20 protein-coding genes are annotated in these 20,225 nt (G+C 59.4%); 12 read left to right on the plus strand and 8 right to left on the minus strand.

Going from position 1 to position 20,225, the window contains the following annotated elements; all coding sequences use genetic code 11:
- Positions 1–66 precede the first annotated feature (66 nt).
- Complete coding sequence (tkt, locus tag ACR0NJ_RS09990; RefSeq protein ID WP_480816978.1) at positions 67–2,088, plus strand: transketolase; 2,022 nt, start codon at positions 67–69, stop codon at positions 2,086–2,088.
- A 162-nt stretch (positions 2,089–2,250) separates the two neighbouring features.
- Complete coding sequence (locus ACR0NJ_RS09995; protein ID WP_480816979.1) at positions 2,251–2,601, plus strand: hypothetical protein; 351 nt, start codon at positions 2,251–2,253, stop codon at positions 2,599–2,601.
- 18 nt (positions 2,602–2,619) lie between these two features.
- On the opposite strand, the gene ACR0NJ_RS10000 is transcribed toward ACR0NJ_RS09995, so the two are convergent.
- Both ACR0NJ_RS10000 and ACR0NJ_RS10005 read right to left on the minus strand, forming a co-directional pair.
- Positions 2,620–2,937, minus strand: coding sequence for a hypothetical protein (locus ACR0NJ_RS10000; RefSeq protein ID WP_480816980.1), 318 nt, complete (start codon positions 2,935–2,937; stop codon positions 2,620–2,622).
- Between the two features lie 104 nt (positions 2,938–3,041).
- Positions 3,042–4,013: a DUF808 domain-containing protein gene (locus ACR0NJ_RS10005; protein WP_480816981.1), complete on the minus strand. Its 972-nt coding sequence runs from the start codon at positions 4,011–4,013 to the stop codon at positions 3,042–3,044.
- 181 nt (positions 4,014–4,194) lie between these two features.
- Between ACR0NJ_RS10005 and gap (ACR0NJ_RS10010) the strand changes: the two genes are divergently transcribed.
- The 3 genes from gap (ACR0NJ_RS10010) to gap (ACR0NJ_RS10020) all read left to right on the plus strand — a co-directional run bounded on the left by gap (ACR0NJ_RS10010) (position 4,195) and on the right by gap (ACR0NJ_RS10020) (position 6,506).
- On the plus strand, positions 4,195–5,196 hold the full coding sequence (gap, locus tag ACR0NJ_RS10010) for a type I glyceraldehyde-3-phosphate dehydrogenase (RefSeq protein WP_480816982.1): 1,002 nt from the start codon (positions 4,195–4,197) through the stop codon (positions 5,194–5,196).
- A gap of 71 nt (positions 5,197–5,267) precedes the next feature.
- The gene (locus ACR0NJ_RS10015) at positions 5,268–5,411 is read left to right on the plus strand and encodes a hypothetical protein (protein WP_480816983.1); all 144 of its coding nucleotides are present in this window, start codon (positions 5,268–5,270) and stop codon (positions 5,409–5,411) included.
- A gap of 90 nt (positions 5,412–5,501) precedes the next feature.
- Positions 5,502–6,506, plus strand: a complete 1,005-nt coding sequence (gene gap / locus ACR0NJ_RS10020; protein WP_480816984.1) for a type I glyceraldehyde-3-phosphate dehydrogenase — start codon at positions 5,502–5,504, stop codon at positions 6,504–6,506.
- On the opposite strand, the gene coaD is transcribed toward gap (ACR0NJ_RS10020), so the two are convergent.
- The 3 genes from coaD to ACR0NJ_RS10035 form a co-directional block, all read right to left on the minus strand.
- Positions 6,498–6,989, minus strand: coding sequence for a pantetheine-phosphate adenylyltransferase (gene coaD, locus ACR0NJ_RS10025; protein ID WP_480816985.1), 492 nt, complete (start codon positions 6,987–6,989; stop codon positions 6,498–6,500). The two genes, gap (ACR0NJ_RS10020) and coaD, sit on opposite strands and share 9 nt — an antisense overlap.
- A gap of 85 nt (positions 6,990–7,074) precedes the next feature.
- Positions 7,075–7,512 carry a CBS domain-containing protein gene (locus ACR0NJ_RS10030; protein ID WP_480816986.1) on the minus strand — a complete coding sequence of 146 codons (438 nt, stop codon included), beginning with the start codon at positions 7,510–7,512 and terminating at the stop codon, positions 7,075–7,077.
- Between the two features lie 64 nt (positions 7,513–7,576).
- The gene (locus ACR0NJ_RS10035; RefSeq protein WP_480816987.1) at positions 7,577–8,479 is read right to left on the minus strand and encodes a LysR family transcriptional regulator; all 903 of its coding nucleotides are present in this window, start codon (positions 8,477–8,479) and stop codon (positions 7,577–7,579) included.
- A 101-nt stretch (positions 8,480–8,580) separates the two neighbouring features.
- Between ACR0NJ_RS10035 and ACR0NJ_RS10040 the strand changes: the two genes are divergently transcribed.
- Both ACR0NJ_RS10040 and ACR0NJ_RS10045 read left to right on the plus strand, forming a co-directional pair.
- Positions 8,581–10,080 (plus strand): CoA-acylating methylmalonate-semialdehyde dehydrogenase, encoded by a 1,500-nt coding sequence (locus ACR0NJ_RS10040; RefSeq protein WP_480816988.1) that lies wholly within the window; start codon positions 8,581–8,583, stop codon positions 10,078–10,080.
- Positions 10,081–10,270: 190 nt separating this feature from the next.
- Entirely contained in the window at positions 10,271–10,855 is a 585-nt protein-coding gene (locus ACR0NJ_RS10045; RefSeq protein WP_480817080.1) for a L,D-transpeptidase, read from the plus strand.
- A gap of 56 nt (positions 10,856–10,911) precedes the next feature.
- Here the strand turns inward: ACR0NJ_RS10045 and ACR0NJ_RS10050 are convergent, their stop codons facing one another.
- Together ACR0NJ_RS10050 and ACR0NJ_RS10055 are read right to left on the minus strand one after the other, a co-directional pair.
- Positions 10,912–11,388: a fasciclin domain-containing protein gene (locus tag ACR0NJ_RS10050; RefSeq protein ID WP_480817081.1), complete on the minus strand. Its 477-nt coding sequence runs from the start codon at positions 11,386–11,388 to the stop codon at positions 10,912–10,914.
- Positions 11,389–11,459: 71 nt separating this feature from the next.
- Complete coding sequence (locus ACR0NJ_RS10055; RefSeq protein WP_480816989.1) at positions 11,460–12,311, minus strand: class I SAM-dependent methyltransferase; 852 nt, start codon at positions 12,309–12,311, stop codon at positions 11,460–11,462.
- Positions 12,312–12,454: 143 nt separating this feature from the next.
- Between ACR0NJ_RS10055 and ACR0NJ_RS10060 the strand changes: the two genes are divergently transcribed.
- The 5 genes from ACR0NJ_RS10060 (at position 12,455) to ACR0NJ_RS10080 (ending at position 17,246) form a co-directional block, all read left to right on the plus strand.
- Positions 12,455–13,570, plus strand: a complete 1,116-nt coding sequence (locus ACR0NJ_RS10060; protein WP_480816990.1) for a carboxylate-amine ligase — start codon at positions 12,455–12,457, stop codon at positions 13,568–13,570.
- A 121-nt stretch (positions 13,571–13,691) separates the two neighbouring features.
- Positions 13,692–14,834, plus strand: coding sequence for an acyl-CoA dehydrogenase family protein (locus ACR0NJ_RS10065; RefSeq protein ID WP_480816991.1), 1,143 nt, complete (start codon positions 13,692–13,694; stop codon positions 14,832–14,834).
- A gap of 7 nt (positions 14,835–14,841) precedes the next feature.
- Positions 14,842–15,882 (plus strand): enoyl-CoA hydratase/isomerase family protein, encoded by a 1,041-nt coding sequence (locus tag ACR0NJ_RS10070; protein WP_480816992.1) that lies wholly within the window; start codon positions 14,842–14,844, stop codon positions 15,880–15,882.
- Positions 15,883–15,885: 3 nt separating this feature from the next.
- Entirely contained in the window at positions 15,886–16,758 is an 873-nt protein-coding gene (gene mmsB / locus ACR0NJ_RS10075) for a 3-hydroxyisobutyrate dehydrogenase (protein ID WP_480816993.1), read from the plus strand.
- Positions 16,759–16,859: 101 nt separating this feature from the next.
- A complete protein-coding gene (locus ACR0NJ_RS10080) occupies positions 16,860–17,246 on the plus strand; it encodes a hypothetical protein (protein ID WP_480816994.1) in 387 nt (128 codons plus the stop codon).
- A gap of 15 nt (positions 17,247–17,261) precedes the next feature.
- Here ACR0NJ_RS10080 and uvrA read toward each other — a convergent pair whose 3' ends face one another.
- A complete protein-coding gene (uvrA, locus tag ACR0NJ_RS10085; protein ID WP_480816995.1) occupies positions 17,262–20,120 on the minus strand; it encodes an excinuclease ABC subunit UvrA in 2,859 nt (952 codons plus the stop codon).
- Positions 20,121–20,225 lie beyond the last annotated feature (105 nt).

Consider the following 20,225-nt stretch of genomic DNA (forward strand, 5'->3'; position numbering starts at 1 on the left):
CTTGCACTTTGAGGGCTGGATGGTATTGAGCCCGCATTCTGCCTGTAATCCAAAGGAATAACGCCCGTGGACTTGACTGCGCTGCGCAATGCAAACCCCGAACACTGGGACAAAGCGGCGGCCATCCGCACGCTGACCCTCGACGCCGTCGCCGCCGCCAATTCCGGCCATTCCGGTATGCCGATGGGCATGGCCGACGTTGCGACCGTACTGTTCGAAAAGCACCTGAAATTCGACGCATCTGCCCCCAACTGGCCCGACCGCGACCGGTTTATCCTGTCGGCAGGACATGGTTCGATGCTGATCTACTCGCTGCTCTATCTGACAGGCCACGCGGATGTCACTCTGGATGAGGTTAAGAATTTCCGCCAACTGGGCGCGAAAACCGCAGGCCACCCGGAAAACTTCCTGATCGAAGGGGTTGAGACCACGACCGGCCCGCTGGGTCAGGGCATCTCGAACGCTGTGGGCTTTGCCATGGCCGAAGAAATCCAGCGCGCGCATTACGGCAAGAAGGTCGTCGATCACTACACCTACGTCATCGCGGGCGATGGCTGCCTGATGGAAGGCGTCAGCCAGGAGGCGATTACGCTGGCCGGTCGCCACGAACTGGGCAAGCTGATCGTGTTCTGGGACAATAACAACATCACCATCGACGGCACTGTCGATATGGCCGACCGCACGGATCAGGTGCGCCGTTTTGCGGCCTCGGGCTGGCAGGTGATCGAGATTGACGGGCACGACCCGGTCGCCATCGACACGGCCATCACCCGCGCCAAGTCGTCCAACAAACCGACGATGATTGCCTGCGAAAGTCATATTGCTTTGGGCCACGCGGCGCAGGACACCTCGAAAGGTCATGGCGCGCTGACGGATCAGGATCAGTTGAAAGCCGCCAAGGAAGGCTACGGCTGGCCGCATGACGCGTTCGAAATCCCGACAGATGTGAAATTCGCGTGGGAGGCCATCGGTACTCGCGGTGCCGCCGAACGCGCCGCGTGGGAAGGGCGTTTCGCGCAACTGTCCGAGCGCAAGCAGGCAGAATTCAACCGCGCCTATGCGTTTGAAGCGCCCAAGAAGCTGGCCGGTGCCATCCGTTCGTTCAAGAAACAAATGGCCGAGGATCAGCCCAAGCTGGCAACTCGCGCCTCGTCCGAGAAGGTTCTGAACGTCGTCAACCCGATCATGCCCGAGACGATTGGTGGTTCTGCCGACCTGACCGGTTCGAACAACACCAAATCGGCTGATATGGGTGTGTTCCTGCCGGAAAACCGCAAGGGTCGGTATATTCACTACGGCATCCGCGAACACGGCATGGCCGCTGCGATGAACGGCATGGCGCTGCATGGTGGTATCCGCCCCTATGGCGGCACGTTCATGGCCTTTACCGACTATGCCCGCCCGTCCATGCGTCTGGCAGCGCTGATGAAAATCCCGTCGGTCTTTGTGATGACCCACGACTCGATCGGTCTGGGCGAAGACGGCCCGACCCACCAGCCGGTCGAGCATCTTGCGATTTCGCGCGCGACGCCGAACACCTATGTGTTCCGCCCCGCCGACACCATTGAGACCGCCGAGGCGTGGGAACTGGCGCTGACCTTCAAGGACAGCCCCTCGGTCCTGTCGCTGACCCGTCAGGGCGTGCCGACCGTGCGGACACAGCACAAAGCCAAGAACCTGACCGCCCAAGGCGCTTATGTTCTGGCCGACGCCGAGGCGAAACGTCAGGCCATCCTGATCGCCACCGGGTCCGAAGTCTCGCTGGCGATGGAAGCGAAGGCGATGCTTGAGGCCGAGGGCATCGGCACCCGCGTCGTCTCGATGCCTTGCATGGAACTGTTCGCCGAGCAGGACGAAGCCTACCGCAAGCGCGTCCTGCCCGCCGGTGCAGTCCGCGTTGGCATCGAGGCCGCCGTGCGCGCTGGAGGCTGGGACCGCTGGCTGCTGGGTGAGCGTGGCCGCGAAGCAAAAGCCGGGTTCATCGGCATGTCGAGCTTTGGTGCATCCGCCCCGGCGGGTGAACTGTACAAGCATTTCGGCATCACCGCCGAAGCCACCGTCGCCAAGGTCAAGGAATTGCTGGGTTAACAACCTGAGAGTTTTGGTGAAAAGGCGGCCTAATCGGTCGCCTTTTTTGCTGTTTGGTGCGGGGTTCACAGACAGGTGAGTAGCTGTGAGAAAACAGACCCTATTCCGCGCCTCATATCGCCTTACCTGCTGTCGAATTACACAGACACAGGGAAAAGAAATATGAATCTCCGCGCCGCACTTACACTCTTGGCAATCGGTTTCGCCACGACCGCTACGGCTGGTGGTTTCGCCAGTAAAGAAGAAATCAAGACGGCCATGTCCGATCACACCTATCAGGGCGGGATGCTCTCGGGGGCTTTCACCGAGTATTACGCCGCAGATGGTACGATCAAGGGCGATGGCTACACCGGAAACTGGAAAGCCACAGACAACGGGATGTGCTTTCAGTATGGCACCGACCCAGAAATCTGCTGGAACCTGAAAATCGAAGGGGCTGCCGTGACGCTGTTCAAGGACGGCGCAGTTGATGGGGCGGGCGTGGTCGTCAAAGGCAACCCCAACAATTTCTGAGCCGTGCCTTCTGCCGGGCTAAGAATGCGGTTCAAGCTGATCCCTTAGTGCGGCCGCGGCCCGTTTTGCGTAATCCAGACGCAGTTCGTACTCGCCAGCCGGTTCAATGCCTTCCGGTATCTCGCCAAGTACAGCCTGCAAGGACTGTCGCAGATGCGTGCCGTACAGCGGCACATATTGCCCCGATTGGCCGGTCAGGGCGTTATACAAACGTCCTCCGATCCAATGAGCACGTGTCGCCGCTGCTTCGGCGGTGTGGATGCGAAACTGCAAAGAATTGAATAGATCGCGCGGGGCGTAGGGAATCGCATCCGCACCGAGGTTTAGGGCTGACATTGCGCTGGCCTTGCGCGCATTTGCTCGTCCTCTCGGTTCAATCCTGAAACGTTTTGAAACCGGGCGGTAAACCGGCAAATCCGGGTAAATCACACTCTGCCCCTTCAATGCGCCGGTGTCTTACCTGTGAGTTGCGCCAACAAAGGCCCGATCACCTTGGTCGCTACAGGAATCAGCACCAGCCCCCAGGCCAGACCAAACACACCGTCCATGGTTGCCTTCGCGATCCACTCGATGGCCCCCTCCCACTGCGCCGATACCGCATGTCCCGCGGCATAGGCCCAGTCGTGGATGTGATGGCCCAGCCAACCGAAGCCCAAAACCTCCATTCCGTGAATCATGATCGAACCACCAACCCACAGCATCGCTGCGGTTCCAACAATAGAGAGTACCTTCATGACCATCGGCATCGCCTTGACCAACCCTCGGCCCAGACCGCGCCCGACCGGCGTTGGCGCATTGCCCGCGAGGAACAGCCCGACATCGTCCATTTTGACGATCAGAGCGACGGCCCCATAGACCGCCACGGTCACGCCGATACCCACAACGGCCAGCGTTGCGGCCTGCATCCAGACATTCGGGGCCTCGATGGCTGCAAGCGCGATCGTCATGATCTCAGCGGACAGGATGAAATCGGTCTTGATCGCGCCTTTGACCTTCTGCTCTTCCAGATGTCCCGGATCGCGGTTCTTCATGTCTTCGTCGATGGCATGGCTTCCATGCGGAAAGAGGACATGAAAGATCTTCTCGGCCCCCTCGAAACATAAGTACGAGCCCCCGATCATCAGCAACGGCGTGATCAGCCAGGGCGCGAAATTGGCCAGCAGTAGTGCCACAGGCAGCAGCAAAACGATCTTGTTGAAAATCGACCCGCGCGCGATGCGCCAGATGATCGGCAGTTCCCGCGCAGGCGCAAAACCCTGAACGTATTTCGGCGTTACAGCGGCGTCGTCGATGATAACGCCTGCGGTTTTGGCCCCCGCCTTGCCTGCCGCCGCGACCACATCATCCACCGAGGCCGCCGCGACCTTGGCAATGCCCGCCACATCGTCCAACAAGGCCAACAGACCACTCATCTCGTTTCCTTTCCTGCCACCTGCCGCATTCGGACCCTACCCGATCCAACGGCTAGCGCAAGCGTTAGCGCAACCGCACAAGGTTTGCGCTAACACCTTAAAAATATGCCACTTTTGCCCTTTTGAGATTCCCTATTCACCGCTATATGGCCCTCAACGCAAGCGCATTCGGAGGCATCACATGACCATCAAGGTCGGCATTAATGGTTTTGGCCGCATTGGCCGTTGTACCCTGTCGCACATCGCGGCCTCGGGCCGTAACGACATCGAAGTGATCAAAGTCAACGCCACCGGCCCGTTGGAAACCTCGGCGCATCTGTTGAAGTACGATAGCATCCATGGCCGTTTCCCACGCGATATCGCGATCAATGGCAACACCATGGATCTGGGCCGCGGGCCGATGGAGATGTTCTCGACCTACGACATGAGCGAGTTGGACTGGGACGGTTGCGATGTCGTTCTGGAATGCACCGGCAAGTTCAATGACGGGCTGAAAGCCAAGACGCATCTGGATCGAGGTGCGCGCAAGGTACTTCTGTCCGCTCCGGGCAAGAATGTCGACAAGACGATTGTGTTCGGCGTGAACCACAACACGCTGACTGCGAACGATAATATGGTTTCGAACGGATCGTGCACAACCAACTGCCTTGCCCCGCTTGCCAAGGTTTTGGACGAAGGTGTCGGCATCGAACACGGCATCATGACAACGATCCACGCCTATACCGGCGACCAGCCGACACTGGACCGCCGCCACTCCGATCTGTACCGCGCCCGCGCTGCCGCCATGTCGATGATCCCGACCTCGACCGGTGCCGCAGCGGCGCTGGGTGAGGTTCTGCCCAACTTGAAAGGCCGTCTGGACGGCTCGGCCATCCGCGTGCCGACCCCGAATGTCTCGGCCGTCGACCTGTCGTTCCGCGCCTCGCGCGATGTGACCGTCGAAGAGGTCAACGCCATCGTCGAAGAAGCGGCCAAAGGCCCGATGCAGCGCGTTCTGGGTTACGAGCCCGCGCCTCTGGTCTCAACCGATTTCAACCATACCGAGGAAAGCTCGATCTTCGCGCCGGACCAGACCCGCGTGGTTGATGGCCGCATGGTTCGCGTACTGGCTTGGTACGACAACGAATGGGGTTTCTCGGTGCGTATGGCTGACGTGGCCGTCGCGATGGGCCGTCTTAACTGACCCTTCGCACATCGCTTGTACACTGGTGCCCGCTCAGGTTATCTGGGCGGGCATTTTCGTTCGGGGACAGGATGACAAATCAACTCGCCATCTGGCTCGGCATCCTCATTCTGGGCGGGTTCATGCTTGACTATGCGATCTTCGGCACCGAGCATTTGTTGTTCCTCGGCAAGAAACTCTACGACTTTCTGGACTGGCTCGCCTTCTGGCGTTGACCGAGGTTTTGCTTGACTTTCGCCGCAATCTGGCTTTGTTAGCGCTAACCATATTAATCATATGCAGGCGATATTCGGACGGAGCGTAAAATGACACTCAAACTGGCAATCAACGGATTTGGACGGATCGGGCGCGGCGTTTTGCGCGCCGTTGTGGAATCGGGCCGGACAGATGTGGAAATCGTTGCGATCAACGACCTTGGCAAGCCCGAGATGAACGCGCATTTGTTTGAGTTCGACAGTGTGCATGGGCGTTATCCCCATCCGGTGACGCTTACCGACGCCGGTCTGGATATCGGCACAGGCCCCATCCGGCTGAGCAGTGAGCGCGAGCCTGAAGCGCTGAATTGGTCCGATGTGGACGTTGTTCTGGAATGCACTGGTGTCTTCCGCACCCGCGAGGCTGCCGAGCGTCACCTGAAGAACGGCTCGCGGAAAGTCCTGATCTCGGCCCCGGCCCGAGGTGGTGGCGCTGTGAAGACGGTTGTGTTCGGCGTGAACGATCATGAACTGACGGCGGAAGATACGGTTGTCTCGAACGCATCCTGCACCACCAACTGCCTGTCTCCGGTCGCCGCTGCGCTTGATGCCGGGCTGGGCATCGTTCATGGCAACATGACAACGGTGCACGCGTATACGGCCAGCCAACCGGTGCACGACACGGCGGGCAAAGACCCCTATCTGTCGCGCGCAGCGGCACTTTCGATGATCCCAACCACAACCGGTGCCGCAGCTGCTGTTGGTCTGGTCCTGCCGCAACTGGCGGGCAAACTGACCGGTCAGGCCATCCGGGTTCCGACTCCGAACGTATCGGTCGTCGATCTTGTGGCCGAGGTGTCGCGTCCCACGACCGAGGAAGAGGTCAACGCGCTGTTCGTCGAAGCCGCGGCCAAAATCCCCGGTGTGCTTGCAGCTGAAAACCGCCCTCTGGTTTCGATTGATTTTAACCACGACCCGCACAGTTCGACCGTTTCGCTGGCTGAAACCAAGGTCACGGACGGTACTCTGGTCCGGGTGCTGGCCTGGTATGATAACGAATGGGGCTTCTCGAACCGTATGCTAGACACAGCCGCCGCGATGGGTGCCCTAGCCTAACCTCTCGCGTAGCGCGGTATTGACGGCGGGTGTGACGAATTTGGACACATCCCCGTTCAGCCGCGCGATCTCTTTCACCAGTTTCGAGGCGATGGCCTGATGCCGCGCCTCGGCCATCAGGAAGACGGTTTCAATCGAGTCGTTCAGTGCCCGGTTCATGCCGACCATTTGGAATTCGTACTCGAAATCAGCAACAGCACGCAGCCCGCGCACGATGATCTGCGCGCCGACGTCGCGGGCGCAATCGATCAGCAGATTTTCAAAGGGATGCGCAACGATCTCAGTGCCGGTCTGTTCGGACAGATGGGTGCATTCTGCTTCAATCATCGCCACGCGCTCTTCCAGGGAAAACAGTGGTCCCTTGTCTCGGTTGATCGCAACGCCAATGACGAGCTTGTCCACCAAAGCCGCAGCACGGCGAATGATGTCGATGTGACCCAGGGTGATCGGATCAAAGGTTCCGGGATATAATCCAACCCGCATCATGGCCTCCTGCGCAATAAAATTTCTGCGCCAGCAATCACATCTTTGCTGCAGGTGCAAGATATTTCGTCAGTGAGGTCTGACGTCAGTGGCCCATGATCATGCCTTGAAGCGCGTCTTTTTCCATCGCCAGTTCGGAAAGCTGGGCCTTCACCACGTCACCCAAGGTGACAATGCCGACCAGTTTTCCATCTTCCAGCACCGGCATGTGCCGAAAGCGGCCTTCGGTCATGCGCGACATGATGTCCTGAACGGTATCCTGCCGGGTGGCCGTCACCAGATCACGCGTCATGTAGGCATCAACGGGTTTTCCCAAGCAGCCACTGCCCGAGGCGGCAAGCTCGCGTACAATGTCACGCTCGGACAGGATGCCCATCGCGGTGCTACCGCCATCCTCAGAAACGATGACCGTTCCGATCCGTTTTTCCGCAAGTATCTTTGCCGCGTCGGAAACCGTTGACGTCGGCTCGACCGTGACAACCCCATCCGTTGCCTTGGAGTTCAAAATGGCCTGAACGAGCATATGCGAAAACCTCCGGAATAATAACGTACTGTTTTCCAAAGCGTTGCCGGAATGTCTGTACCTGTCAAGGTAGCGCTTCGGCTTCCAGCCGCGCTATTTCGCCCCGTATTTCCTGTGTCAGCGTATTAGCGAAGCGATTCAACCGTTCGTTGCGCTGATCGCCCCGGTGCCGGACCAAAAAGAAACTACGGCTCAGACTCACTTGATCCGTCAGTATTTTCCGCAAGTCAGGATGGAAAGGCAGCGTGAAATCGTGGGCCACCCCCACGCCAGTGCTAAATGAGACCTGGCGCAATTGGACCGAGACCGAGTTCGATGCAAGCGCGACACGGTCAACGCCGATATCGTTCAGATAATCCAGTTCCCGGTCAAAGATCATATCCGGGATGTACCCAATCAGACGATGCCCAGCCAGGTCTGTGACAGAACTGATGGGGCCGCGATGCTGCAGATAGCTTTGCGTTGCGACCATATGCAACTTGTAGTCGCTTATCTTTTTAACCAACAGCTTATCAGCCGTAGGGGCGCTAACCGTGATCGCCATGTCCGCCTCGCGCCGGGACAGGTTGATAATGCGCGGCAGCGCGAGGATCTGAATATCGAGATCCGGATTGGCATCGCTTATTTTGGCACAGATCTGTGGCAGCAGGTAATTTGCACAGCCATCCGGTGCACCGATCCTGATCTGCCCGCTCAGCGATTTGGTTGACCCGGCTACTGCACCTGCCGCAGCCCGCATTGCCTCTTCGGCCTGTAGCCCATGATCCAGCAAACGCTCGCCCGCAGTCGTCAGTGTGTAGCCTTGCTGCGATTTCGTGAACAGCAACGAATCCAACGCCGCCTCTAACCGGGCAACACGACGCCCGACTGTGGCCGGATCGATCTTTAAGATTCGCCCCGCAGAAGACAGGCTTTCCTCGCGTGCGACCGCCAAAAAAACCCTCATATCGTCCCAATTCGGATTCATCCCCGCCCTTTGCATTTTTGCAAAACTCTTTTGAGAGATTGCCTCTGTTCGAGGAATTTCTGCAAGCCTATTCTAAGCGCAAATGTTCGGAGGAGAATTTCATGCAAGACCTGACCCACTTTCTGAATGGTGAGCAAGTTGCCGGTACATCCGGCCGGTTTGACGACGTCTTCAATCCCGCAACCGGCGAAGTGCAGTACAAATGCCCGATGGCCAGCGCGGCAGAGACAACCGCCGCAATTGAACAGGCCGCCATCGCGCAACCCGTCTGGGGTGCGACCAACCCGCAGAAGCGCGCGCGGGTCATGATGGCCATGGTGGGCCTGATGAACCGCGACATGGACAAGCTGGCCGAGGCGCTGAGCCGCGAGCATGGCAAGACCATACCTGACGCCAAGGGCGATCTGCAGCGTGGTTTGGAAGTGATCGAGTATTGCATCGGTGCCCCGCAGATGCTGAAGGGCGAATACACCGACAGCGCAGGCCCCGGCATCGACATGTACTCAATGCGCCAGCCGCTCGGTGTTGTGGCTTCGATCATGCCGTTCAACTTCCCGGCCATGATGCCCCTGTGGCACGTTGGCCCGGCGCTGGCGTGCGGTAATGCGGTTGTACTGAAACCGTCAGAACGCGACCCTTCGGTGCCGCTGATGCTGGCTGAACTGTTCGTCGAGGCTGGTCTGCCCAAGGGCGTATTCCAGGTCGTGAATGGCGACAAAGAGGCCGTCGATACCCTGCTGGACAGCGACATCATTCAAGGCGTCAGCTTTGTGGGCTCGACCCCAATCGCGCAATACATCTATTCCCGGGCAACAGCGAACGGCAAACGCGCGCAATGCTTTGGCGGTGCAAAGAACCACATGATCGTCATGCCGGATGCCGACCTGGATCAGGCCGCCGACGCGCTGGTCGGGGCCGGGTTTGGCGCGGCGGGCGAGCGCTGCATGGCTGTTTCCGTGGCGGTTCCGGTCGGCGAGGAAACTGCCGACGCGCTGATCGAGAAACTGATCCCGCGCGTCGAAAAGCTGAAAGTCGGCCCGTACACCGCAGGCGACGATGTGGATATGGGTCCGGTTGTGACCGGTGCCGCAAAGCAGCGCATTCTGGGCCTGATCAACTCGGGCGTGGAACAAGGCGCGACGCTGGTCGTGGATAATCGCGATTTCAGTCTGCAAGGTTATGAGGACGGCTTCTTTGTCGGCCCGCACCTGTTCGACCACGTGACCCCGGACATGGATATCTATAAGCAGGAAATCTTTGGCCCGGTTCTGTCGACTGTACGCGCGGGATCGTACGAAGAAGCACTGAAGCTGGCGATGGACCACGAATACGGCAACGGCACCGCGATCTTCACCCGCGACGGCGACACTGCACGCGACTTTGCCAGCCGCGTGAACATCGGCATGGTCGGTGTGAACGTTCCGATCCCGGTCCCGCTGGCCTATCACACTTTCGGCGGCTGGAAGAAATCCATGTTCGGCGACCTGAATCAGCACGGGCCGGACAGCTTCAAGTTCTACACCCGCACCAAGACCGTCACGGCGCGCTGGCCCTCGGGCATCAAGGAAGGCGGCGAGTTCAACTTCAAAGCGATGGACTGATCCGACGCCTCAAACAATCCGTCCGGCCCGTTTTGGGCCGGGCTTTTCCGGCAAATACCCGCCACGAACGCGCAGCCTCACGATAAATTCACAGCCGCGCTACTGGAAATTCGGCCTGTTCGGCAATATTTTGGCGTCAAAATGTTGACCGAGCAGTTCAATCCCGGAGGCCGCATTGTCCAACTCTCGCATGACACGCCGCTCTGCCCTTTTGGGGGCAGCGTCCGTTCTGGCTACGCCCGCTCTGGTGCGGGCCCAAAGCACTGACGCGTTCCCGCAAACCGAAGAGGCGATCAGCACGCAATTGCCAGTACGGCGCAACGTGTCGTCCTTCTCGCAGCAGAACTGGCAGGATCACTTTGATGAACTAGGTGTCGGTGCCCTTTTGGCCGACATCACCAGCCGCGCGGTACACTATTGGGGTGCGGATGGCACCTATAAGCTGTACCCGAGCTCGGTTCCGATGAGCGAGGAATTGACCAAGCGCGGCTATACCGAAGTCGTCCGCAAGGCGGAAAACCCAAGCTGGACCCCAACCGCATCTATGCGAGAGCGGGACCCGACCCTGCCCGTAAGGATGGAGGGTGGTGACCCCGGCAACCCGCTGGGCACCCGTGCGATGTATCTGGGCTGGCCCGCCTATCTGGTCCACGGCACCCACGATACCCGCAAGATCGGTCGCCAAAGCTCGTCCGGCTGCATTGGCCTGTATAATCAACATGTCGAAGAGTTGTACCCACTGGTCCAGGTCGGAACTCAGGTTCGACTGGTTTAAATTGAAAAGCCCCGGTCAAATCGACCGGGGCTTTCTGATTTGAGGGTGGTGGGAAGTTACTCAGGCAGAATGACCGTATCGACCACGTGAATCACGCCATTGCTGGCCTCGATGTCAGCCTGAACGACCTTGGCTTTATTCACCTTAACGCCGTTGCGGGCATTGACGCTCAGCCGATCGCCCTGCACGGTCAGAACTTTGGCGCGCTTGCCTGCAATGTCACCGGACATCACCTTGGCCGGAACCACGTGGTAGGTCAGGATCGACACCAGTTGGTCCTTGTTCTCGGGCAACAGCAGGGTCTCAACCGTACCCTCGGGCAGCGCGGCAAATGCCTCGTCAGTCGGTGCAAAAACCGTGAACGGGCCATCCCCTTTCAGCGTGTCCACCAGACCGGCGGCCTGAACCGCGGCGACCAGTGTGTTGAACGACCCGGCGGATACCGCGGTGTCCACAATGTCAGCGGCCTGAGCCTTCAACGGCAGGGCAAATGCGAGTGCGGCGGCAGCGCCCATAAACGTGCGGCGAAACATGGCTGTCATCTCCTCTCCAGCTTGTTATGGAAAGGGGTACGCGGGCTTTCCCGCACCGGATCACTTTGGGATCAAACTTCCTTGATCTGCACCCAGATACTTTGGGCGCGACCATCTTTCAGAAACGGCAAAGCCTCAACCGCGTCGGGGCGGTCCTGCTGCAGGTAGTATCCCGGCCAAAGCATTGAAAACGCGCCAGATTGCAGAAGAGTGTGCAGTACATACTGCTCGCCCCAACCGGGACAATTATAGAAGAAACGCTTGGGGTATTCGTAGGGCAGAAAAACATCATGGACGTGGATCACGACACCCGGTTTTAGCTCGGGGATGATCCGGCAAAACAGATGTGCGACGTCATTGCTCATGCGCACCACGTGGCTGGAGTCGATGAACAGAACATCCCCCGCTTCAAGCTGGTCGAACAGCGCCGGATCGACCTCTTCCAGTCGTTTTTGTTCAAATGCGTCCACAACATGGGCAATATCCGCGCGTGGGTAAGGGTCAATCGCCGTGATCTGTGTCTCGAGCCCGCCATCGATGATGGCCTGCCGGGTCACGCGGGTCGAGTTGCCGCATCCGACCTCGATCACGCGTTTTGGCTGAAACCTGCGGATCATCAGATACAGGGCATCGGCGTCGGGGCTGTCATAGTATCCATTGCCAGCGCGATATCCGGTCTGATTGCGGCTGGGGTCTTTCAGGGCGGCCAGAGCCTGAGCATGCTGCCGGTATTCCTCTACCAGCGGGCCGATATCGAATCCCTCCATACCCGGAGACAAAGCGTAGGCGGGTCTGGTCAGTCCCCCTGCCCGTTCAAACGCCTCGAGCCTTGCCCGCTCATCGCGCTCGGGCGCTTTGTCGGTCAATTTCACGCCGAACCGATCCAAAGTAGCGTTGATCCGGGGGAATTTTCTGGGTTTCACGCGAAAGGCTCCGATCAGGCATAGGGCTTGCAGCGCTGCATACCTTTGGTTGCAAGGTCTCTGCAAGCCGCAGAACCGCAAACCCTTGGCAAAACGCCGAATTCCGTATTCACTGGTCCGATAAAGGATTGGGAGGCTCGCCAATGCAGAAGGAATTCACGCTTGGCATCGAAGAAGAATACCTGCTGGTCGACCGCGACAGCCTGCATCTGACGCAAGCTCCGGACTCTCTGATGGAGGCCTGTCAGGCCGATTTCGAAGGACAGGTCAGCCCCGAATTCCTGCAGTGCCAGATCGAGGTCGGCACCCGCCCCCACACCACAATCAAAAGCGCGCGCGAGGATCTGAAGCGCCTGCGTTCATGCGTTTCCAAGCGCGCGGCGGAACACAACCTGAGCCCCATCGCGGCCTCCTGCCACCCGTTTGCCAACTGGAAGGATCAGCACCACACCCGAAAAGAACGCTACGACGCGCTGCAACATGCGCTTGGGGGCGTCGCACGGCGGATGCTGATTTGCGGGATGCATGTGCATGTGGGTGTCGAAGATCAGGCGCTGCGGGCGGACCTGATGCCGCAGCTGTGCTACTTCCTTCCGCATCTTCTGGCGCTGTCCACATCCTCGCCCTTTTGGAACGGTGAAGATACCGGGTTGTCGTCGTACCGCCTGACCGTGTTTGACAATTTGCCGCGCACCGGCTTGCCCCCAAATTTCAGCAGTTGGATGGAATACGAGCGCACCACCGGCATTCTGGTCGAACTTGGGGCCATCGAGGATACGTCGAAAATCTGGTGGGACCTGAGGCCCTCTCACCGATTCCCGACGCTTGAGACGCGGATCATGGATGTACAACCCCGTCTGGAACACACCCTGTCGCTGGCCGCTTTGGTGCAGGCGCTGACCCGGATGCTGTGCCGCCTGAAGGACCGCAACCTGCGCTGGCGTCAATACGATCGCTTCCTTATCGGCGAAAACCGGTGGCGGGCGCAGCGCTATGGCGTGGGCGAAGGGTTGATCGACTTTGGCGACCGGTCCATCAAGCCCATGCCCGAACTGATGGGCGAATTGATGGGCATGCTCGCCGAAGACACCGAGGCCCTGGGAACCATGACCGAAATCGCCCGCTTGCGTCAGGTCGCCGAGACCGGAACCTCGACCACGCGCCAGCGCCGTGTCCATGCCGAAGCCGTCGCCAAGGGTGAAGACCCGGGTCAGGCCGTCGTGCGACATCTGATCGAGGAATTCCACGCAGACCTGTGACCCCTCGCGCCTGACAAAGCCACACTGCAACCGTATTCCTACGATTGCAGCGCCTGCAAAATTTCTGTAACGATTGGGAATTAAACGACCGTTCAATTCGATCTCAGCGGGAGGGAACGCCATGGATTTCGCACTGAGCGAGGAACAGACAGCCATCTTCGACATGGCCTATGCGTTTGGGCAGGAAAACATCGCCCCATTCGCCCGCCAGTGGGAGGCCGAGGGCACAATCCCCAAAGACCTATGGCCCCGCGTCGGAGAACTGGGATTCGGTGGCCTCTATGTCTCGGAAGACGGCGGCGGCTCGGGTCTGGGCCGTCTGGACGCCACTCTGGTGTTCGAGGCGTTGTCGATGGCCTGCCCCTCGGTCGCGGCGTTTCTGTCGATCCACAATATGTGCGCCAAGATGCTGGACAGCTTTGGCAGCGACGACCTGAAATCCCGCATCATGCCGGATATTCTGTCACTGAACACAGTGCTGAGCTATTGCCTGACCGAACCCGGCTCGGGCTCGGACGCGGCGGCATTGAAAACCCGCGCAGAACGTACCAACGAAGGATATACGCTGAACGGAACCAAGGCCTTTATCTCGGGCGGCGGGTATTCCGATGCCTATGTCTGCATGGTGCGCACCGGTCAGGACGGTCCAAAGGGCATCTCCACGGTTTATGTCGAAGATGGCGCGCCGGGCCTGAGTTTCGGCGCGTTGGAAAAGAAGATGGGGTGGCAAAGCCAGCCGACCGCGCAGGTACAGTTCGACGATTGCAAAATCCCCGCGGGCAATCTGGTCGGGACCGAGGGCGACGGGTTCAAATACGCCATGATGGGGTTGGACGGCGGGCGGCTGAACATCGCCTCGTGCTCGTTGGGCGCGGCGCAGGCGGGACTGGATATGACGTTGCAATACATGTCCGAACGCAAAGCCTTTGGGCAATCCATCGACCAGTTTCAGGCGCTGCAGTTCCGGCTGGCGGACATGGAGATCGAACTGCAGGCCGCCCGCACGTTCTTACGTCAGGCCGCGTGGAAGTTGGACCAAGGCGCGCCGGACGCCACCAAGTTCTGCGCCATGGCCAAGAAATTCGTGACCGAGACCGGGTCGAAAGTCGTCGACCAATGCCTGCAACTGCATGGCGGTTACGGCTATCTGGCGGATTATGGGATCGAAAAGCTTGTGAGGGATCTGCGTGTGCATCAGATATTGGAAGGCACGAACGAAATCATGCGCGTGATCGTCGCCCGCCAGATGGTCGCCCGGAACTGAGGATACCATGCCCGACATCGACATCCGCACCACCGGCCGCGCCGGGCGCATCACCCTGACCCGCCCCAAGGCGCTGAACGCGCTGACCCATGATATGTGTCTTGCCATAGAGACCGCGCTGCGGAACTGGCGCGATGACGATGAGGTGGACCTGATCATCCTCGATGCCGAGGGCGAAAAGGCATTTTGCGCCGGTGGGGATATCGCCGAACTGTACGACACCGGCACAAAGGGCGATTTCACCTATGGCCGGACCTTCTGGCGCGATGAGTATCGCCTGAACGCGCTGATCTTTGAGTACCCCAAACCGGTGGTCAGTTTCCTGCAGGGCTTCACCATGGGCGGCGGCGTGGGCATCGGGTGCCACGGGTCGCACCGCATCGTGGGCGAGACCTCAAAAATCGCGATGCCGGAATGCGGGATCGGGCTGGTGCCGGATGTTGGCGGTACGCTGATACTGGCTCAGGCCCCAGGACGTCTGGGCGAGTTTCTGGGCACAACCGGGCACCGGATGGGACCGGCGGATGCGATTTACGCGGGCTTTGCCGATCACTTCATCCCACAAGCACAATGGCCAGACTTGATTGCGATGCTTGAAGCCTCCGGTGATGCGAACTTAGTACCGACCCATTCAAAGACCCCGCCGGACGGTGAGTTGCAGGCTATGCAGCCGGACATCGACATGTTCTTCGATGGCGAGACGCTGGACGATGTTCTGACCCGGCTGCGCACTGCCTCTGAACCATTTTCCGAAAGAACACTCGGGACGTTGGGAAAAAACTCGCGCCTGTCGATGGCCTGCACAATCGAAATGCTGCACCGCTTACGCGGCCCGTCCCTGACAATGCATAAGGCGCTTGGGATGGAATACAGATACACCTTTCGCGCGATGGAACATGGCGACATTCTGGAAGGCATCCGGGCGCAGATCATCGATAAGGATCGCAACCCGAACTGGCAGTTCCCCGATATGACCGTGCCGGCGGAAGCTGTCACCAAAATGCTTGAACCGCTGGGCGCGGACGCACTGACATTCGAGGAGGATTAACGCATGCAAATCGGTTTCATCGGACTGGGAAACATGGGCGCGCCGATGGCGGCCAACCTTGCGAAGGCGGGCCATCAGGTGACTGGGTTCGATACAGCCGACGTGGCGGTTGAGGGGGTATCGAATGCTGCAACCGCGACCGAGGCGGTTTCGGGTGCAGACATCGTTATCACCATGCTGCCCAACGGTGCCATCCTGCGCGCAGTCGCTGACCAAATCATCCCGCACATGCAACAGGGCGCGACACTCGTCGACTGCTCGACCGTGGATGTCGACAGCGCTCGCGCCGTAGCCGAACAGGCCGGGGCTGCCGGTTTGCTGTCCGTGGACGCTCCGGTCTCGGGCGGCATTGGCGGCGCGTCTGCAGGCACGCTGACCTTCATGGCAGGCGGGTCACAGGACGCCTTTGCCAAGGCTGCGCCCCTGTTCGACATCATGGGCCAAAAGGCTGTACACTGTGGCGAGGCTGGCGCGGGTCAAGCTGCGAAGATTTGCAACAACATGATCCTCGGCGTCACCATGATCGCTACGTGCGAGGCTTTTGCCCTAGCCGACAAGCTGGGTCTGGACCGGCAAAAGATGTTCGATGTGGTCAGCACCTCCTCGGGCTATAGCTGGACCATGAACGCTTATTGCCCCGCCCCCGGTGTGGGACCCAGCAGCCCGGCGGACAATGACTATCAGCCCGGCTTTGCGGCCGAGCTGATGCTGAAAGACCTGCGGCTTAGCCAGCAGGCCGCCGACAGCGCGGATGCCGATACTCCCTTGGGACAGGCCGCGACCGATCTTTATGAACAATTCGTTGAGGCCGAAGGTGGCATGGGCAAAGATTTCTCGGCCATGCTGCCGCGCTTTGAACAACGCGGGCGCGGGTAGCCAAAGGCGGTAACCCGCGCAAGCGTAACCTTGAAGTCGTTGCCCCCTTTCTTAGGTAAGGGGGGCATGGCACATGTCTTACGACGCAGATGGGGGCCCCTATGAAACACCTGATCCATTGCAGCCTGATCGCGCTGCTGGCGCTGAGCCCGCTTGCGGCCAACGCTGGAAACGGGAATGGCAAAGGCAAGAACAAGAACGGGTTCAAGGTCGAACGCGTCTCGCCCAACAATTCCGCTGCGGTTGGTCACTGCCCGCCCGGACTTGCAAAAAAGGCCGTCCCCTGCGTGCCGCCGGGACAGGTCAAGAATCTGTATCGCGTCGGTGACCGGATCAGTCGGGACTACTACTGGATCAACGACCCCTATCGCTATGGCCTGAACCGGGGCGGAAATTACGTGCGCGCCGGGGACTATGTGTATCGAATTGACCCCGAGACACGAAAAGTCCTTAACCTGATCGGTGCAGTTACCGATATCCTGTACTAAGGCAGACTCGGGCCGCTATTCCGCAGCGACCCGTTCGGGATTCAGCATAGGCTTCAGGTAATGCCCTGTATGGCTGCCGACACTCTCGGCTACCTTTTCCGGAGTACCCTCGGCCACGATCTGGCCACCGCCATCGCCGCCCTCGGGTCCGATATCAATGATCCAGTCGGCGGTTTTGACCACGTCCAGATTGTGTTCGATCACAACGACCGTGTTGCCCTGCTCGACCAGTTCATGCAGCACTTCCAACAGCTTACGGACGTCTTCGAAATGCAAGCCGGTGGTCGGTTCATCCAGAATGTAAAGCGTCCGCCCGGTTGAGCGTTTGCTCAGCTCCTTCGACAGCTTCACCCGCTGCGCCTCACCCCCAGAAAGGGTCGTCGCCTGCTGACCCACCTTGATATAGCCCAGACCCACCCGCGCCAGCGCATCCATCTTGTCACGGATCGAGGGCACGGCTTTGAAGAACTCCTGCGCGTCTTCCACTGTCATATCAAGAACATCCGCGATGGACTTACCCTTGAACTTGATCTCAAGCGTCTCGCGGTTATATCGCGCGCCCTTGCAGGTCTCGCAGGTCACGTAGACATCGGGCAGGAAGTGCATCTCGATCTTGATGACACCGTCGCCCTGACAAGCCTCGCACCGACCTCCCTTGACGTTAAAGCTGAAGCGGCCGGGTTTGTAGCCGCGCGCCTTGGCCTCGGGCAGACCGGCGAACCAGTCTCGGATCGGGGTGAAGGCCCCGGTGTAAGTTGCTGGATTCGAACGCGGAGTCCGCCCGATAGGCCGCTGGTCAATGTCGATGACCTTGTCCAGATGCTCCAGTCCTTTGATGGTCTCGCACGGCGCAGGCGTCTGGCGGGCACCGTTCAGCCGCATCGAGGCGGTCTTGAACAGCGTCTCAATCGTCAGGGTCGACTTCCCGCCGCCGGAGACGCCGGTCACACACACGAATTTCCCAAGCGGGAAATCGACGGTGACGTTCTTCAGGTTGTTGCCGGTCGCCTTGACCACCGTCACCTTCTTCTTGTTCCCCTTGCGCCGATCCGATGGCACCGCAATCTCTCGCGTCCCGGACAGGTATTGCCCAGTGATCGAGGCCGCATCCGCCGCGATATCCGCAGGCGTGCCCTTGCTGACAACCTGCCCGCCATGCACGCCCGCACCGGGGCCGATATCGAAGACATAATCCGCCTCGCGGATCGCTTCTTCGTCATGCTCTACGAGGATTACGGTATTGCCCTGATCCCGCAGGTTCTTGAGCGTGCCCAGCAACCGGTCATTATCCCGCTGGTGCAAACCGATTGAGGGTTCGTCGAGCACATACAAAACGCCAGTCAGACCCGAGCCGATCTGGCTGGCCAAACGGATGCGCTGGCTCTCACCACCTGACAAGGTCCCACTTGAACGTGAAAGCGTAAGGTATTCCAAACCCACATTATTCAGGAACCCTAGTCGCTCGCGGATTTCCTTGAGGATGGCCCGGGCGATCTCGTTTTTCTGAGCGCTCAGGTGGTTCGGCGCGTCCTCAATCCAGGCCAGCGCCTCGCGTATCGACATCTCGACCACCTGCCCGACATGTAGACCTGCGATCTTGACGGCCAGAGCCTCAGGCCGCAGACGGTACCCCTCACAGATACCGCAAGGGCGATTGTTCTGATAGCGCTCGAATTCCTCGCGAATCCAGGCGCTGTCCGTCTCGCGATAGCGGCGCTCCATGTTCGGGATGACGCCCTCGAAACTGCGGGTCACCTGATAGACCCGCCCGCCTTCGTCATATCGGAACTGGATTTCCTCATCGCCCGAGCCCCGCAGGAACACCTGTTGCACCTTTGCTGGCAGGTCTTTCCACGGCGTGTTCTTGTCGAACTCATAGTGCCGCGCGATCGCTTCGATGGTCTGCAAGAAATACGGAGATTTACCTTTTCGCCAAGGTGCCAGAGCACCATCGTAGAGTTTTAACGTCTGATCCGGCACCACAAGACGTTCGTCAAAAAACAGCTCGACCCCCAGACCATCACAATCCGGGCAGGCCCCAAACGGCGCGTTGAACGAGAACAGGCGCGGCTCGATCTCGGGGATGGTGAAGCCGCTGACCGGGCAGGCAAAATTTTCGCTGAATGTAATACGCTCCGGATCGCCTTCTTTTGGAGCGGTCTCAAGAATCGCGATGCCGTCAGCCAGGTCCAACGCGGTGCGCAGGCTGTCAGCCAGCCGCGTCTCCATCCCTTCGCGCACGACGAGGCGATCCACGACTACGTCAATGTCATGGCGGAACTTCTTGTCCAGCGTCGGCGGTTCATCCAACTCGTAGAATGCGCCATCGACCTTCACACGCTGGAACCCCTGTTTGCGCAGTTCCAGAAACTCTTTCTTGTACTCGCCCTTCCGGTCCCGCACGATGGGGGCCAGCAGATAACCGCGCGTGCCCTCCTCCATCGCCATGATCCGGTCGACCATGTCTTGCACCTGTTGCGCCTCAATCGGCAGGCCGGTCGCCGGACTATAGGGCGTACCAGCGCGCGCAAATAGCAAACGCAGGTAGTCGTAAATCTCCGTCACGGTGCCGACCGTCGAGCGTGGATTTTTTGAGGTCGTCTTCTGCTCAATCGAAATCGCCGGGCTCAGACCGCTGATGTGGTCCACATCCGGTTTTTCCATCATGTCCAGAAACTGCCGCGCATAGGCCGACAGGCTTTCGACATAGCGCCGCTGCCCCTCCGCATAGATCGTGTCGAAGGCCAGCGAGGACTTGCCCGAACCGGACAACCCGGTGATCACCACCAGCTGATCGCGCGGAATATCCACGTCGATGCTTTTGAGGTTATGCTCGCGCGCGCCGCGCACCTCGATATTCTTCAGCTCAGCCATTCTGGCCCCCAACCAACACGTCTCTCAGAAATAGGCGAGCGGCGCTGAGACTCCAACAGAAAAGTTAGAACAAAGTGTGAACTAACGGATTATTGCCGACATCTC

It is taken from the genome of Ruegeria sp. F11 (assembly GCF_056533855.1).